This window comes from Pontibacter ummariensis (assembly GCF_900188175.1).
GTDB classification, from domain to species: Bacteria; Bacteroidota; Bacteroidia; order Cytophagales; family Hymenobacteraceae; genus Pontibacter; species Pontibacter ummariensis.
On sequence record NZ_FZOQ01000068.1, the window covers coordinates 1 to 2,411 of the forward strand.

A 2,411-nucleotide genomic window follows, 5' to 3' on the forward strand; every position below is an offset into this window, starting at 1 on the left:
CCCTGCAAAACTGACGAATGTCATTTTTAGCGCGTGTTTAAAGTTGCAACTTTGATACAACTTTAAATATTCCGCATGATGACAACAGCGCAAAAAGAACTTATCAAGGCTACTGTGCCGATCTTGAGAGAGCATGGGGTTGCCCTTACAACGCACTTCTACAGCCGCATGTTTAAGCACAATCCCGAGCTCAAGAACGTGTTTAACATGGGCAACCAGGGAAACGGAAAACAGCAGCTGTCACTGGCTCTGGCGGTGCTGGCTTACGCCGAGCACATCGAGGACCCCTCTGTTTTAGTCTCTGCCGTTACTAAAATCGGCCACAAGCACGTGAGCCTGGACATACGGCCGGAGCACTACGCGATTGTGGGCCAGCACCTGCTGGCTTCCATTAAAGAGGTACTGGGGGAAGGCGCCACTGACGAACTGATAGCAGCATGGGCAGCAGCCTACCAGCAGTTGGCGGACCTGATGACCGGGCTGGAGAAGAGCCTGTACAGCGAGGCGGCGACCAAAGAAGGCGGCTGGACCGGGTGGAGGCCCTTTATAGTGAAGCAGAAGGTAAAGGAGTCGGAGGAAATCACCTCGTTCTATCTCTACCCCTCCGATGGAGGCAAGGTAGCCGACTTCCTGCCAGGGCAGTATATCAGCGTCCGCCTGTTTTTGCCCGAGCTGAACCTGATCCAGCCCCGGCAGTACAGCCTGTCCTCTGCCCCGAACGGCAGCTATTACCGGATCTCGGTCAAAAGGGAAAGCGGTGCCGGAGACGAGCCCGATGGCATGATCAGCAACAGGCTGCACGACGCTGTGCAGGAGGGAGACGTGCTGGAGGTGGCTCCGCCTGCCGGGGACTTCACCCTGGACACAGCCAAGCAGACACCCGTGGTGTTCATCAGCGGGGGAGTAGGGCAGACGCCATTGCTGAGCATGCTGGAGTACCTGGCCAGCACAGAAAGCAACAGAGAGATCGTTTGGGTGCATGGCTGCCGTAACAGGAGGGTGCACGCCTTTAATGAGCCAATCACTACCCTGGAGGCAAGGCATGGGAGGCTGCAGAAGCATATTTTCTATGATTCCCTGGACGAGGACATGGCGGTGGAAGGCTACTATGAGGGGGTTGTGGAGCTGGACAGGCTGAAAGAGCAGGCGCTCTTACAGGACGCGGACTATTACGTTTGCGGGCCAGCCCCCTTCATCCGAAAGCAGTTCGAGGACCTGGCCGCAATGGGGGTAAGCCGCGAGGCGATACATTACGAGGAGTTCGGTCCTGCTAACCTTGTCCTTTCCTAAACCAAGCACCTGGGCAAATGAAACTGAGCCGCTTCACTGAGTTCGGACTGCGGATATGCATGTACATGGCGCAAAAGCAGCAAGAGAACGCCGCCACGACCATTACCGAATTCTCCGCACAGTTCGGCATATCCCGTAACCACCTGGTGAAGGTGGTTCAGTTTCTTTCCCATAAGGGTATTATTGCCGCACAGCGGGGCAGGGGCGGAGGGCTTCGCCTGGGAGACCACCCCGCCAGCATCAGGATAGGGCAGCTGGTACGGCTGCTGGAGCAAAACGAAGACCTGATAAACTGCCAGTCACCCCACTGTGCCCTGGAAGGGAACTGCCTTTTAAAACTTGCCCTGGATGATGCCTACAGGCGGTTTATATCTTTTCTGGACAATTATTCGCTGCAGGACGTAACGGCAGGAAAGACCGGTGCTTTGCTGCAGCAGCTTATCTTGGAAAGAAAGCAACCACTATAACTTGGCGAGGCAAGGGAACCTCTATTTCTGTCGGTACTTCCTCTTCCACAGCTTATACCAGTCTTTATTCCGTGGGTAACTTCGGCGGGAAGTGATGTTGTTGAATACCAAAGCCACTAACAAAAGAATAATAACCCCTGATAGCACCGGATTAAACACGTAAAGAAAGCCCAAGTTGCGGATCTTCTCTGATCCTATATTAGCAATCAAGGCTGTGGCACCTCCGGGAGGATGAAGAGTCTTGGTGGCTTGCATCAGCACTATAGAAAGAGACACCGCCAAAGCGGATGACAGCCACAGTTCGCCTGGAATTAAGCGGTGAACAGACACGCCCACCAAGGCGCATATAAGGTGTCCACCAATCAAGTTACGAGGTTGGGCAAGGGGACTGTTAATGAGACCGTACACGAGAACGGAAGAGGCCCCAAAAGAACCTATCAGGAACAGGTTGTCAAAAGCTGAAAAATGTTCACTGTTGATGAAACCTATGAGCCCTATCCCTATAAAAGAACCAACAAAGGTCCAGAAGTGCTCCCTGTAGTCAATCAGGGTCTCTCTATAAAAGACATAGCGGGCCACCCGCACGTGTCTTTGTATTCTTTTCTTCATTAAGGCCTGTAAAGTCTAAAGCTGCGCGTTGATCAGGGGCGTTTT

3 protein-coding genes are annotated in these 2,411 nt (G+C 53.4%); 2 read left to right on the top strand and 1 reads right to left on the bottom strand.

What is annotated here, in order from left to right; all coding sequences use genetic code 11:
* Window positions 1-75 precede the first annotated feature (75 nt).
* Together hmpA and CHB92_RS25360 are read left to right on the top strand one after the other, a co-directional pair.
* A complete protein-coding gene (gene hmpA / locus CHB92_RS25355; RefSeq protein WP_245842919.1) occupies window positions 76-1,290 on the top strand; it encodes an NO-inducible flavohemoprotein in 1,215 nt (404 codons plus the stop codon).
* A 17-nt stretch (window positions 1,291-1,307) separates the two neighbouring features.
* Window positions 1,308-1,757: an Rrf2 family transcriptional regulator gene (locus CHB92_RS25360; RefSeq protein WP_089322032.1), complete on the top strand. Its 450-nt coding sequence runs from the start codon at window positions 1,308-1,310 to the stop codon at window positions 1,755-1,757.
* A 21-nt stretch (window positions 1,758-1,778) separates the two neighbouring features.
* Here the strand turns inward: CHB92_RS25360 and CHB92_RS25365 are convergent, their stop codons facing one another.
* The gene (locus CHB92_RS25365) at window positions 1,779-2,366 is read right to left on the bottom strand and encodes an HPP family protein (protein ID WP_089322033.1); all 588 of its coding nucleotides are present in this window, start codon (window positions 2,364-2,366) and stop codon (window positions 1,779-1,781) included.
* Window positions 2,367-2,411 lie beyond the last annotated feature (45 nt).

Coding starts and splice junctions, on each gene's coding strand:
- CHB92_RS25360 (WP_089322032.1), top strand. CDS start 1,308: ATGAAACTGAGCCGCTTCACTGAGTTCGGACTGCGGATATGCATGTAC.
- hmpA (WP_245842919.1), top strand. CDS start 76: ATGATGACAACAGCGCAAAAAGAACTTATCAAGGCTACTGTGCCGATC.
- CHB92_RS25365 (WP_089322033.1), bottom strand. CDS start 2,366: ATGAAGAAAAGAATACAAAGACACGTGCGGGTGGCCCGCTATGTCTTT.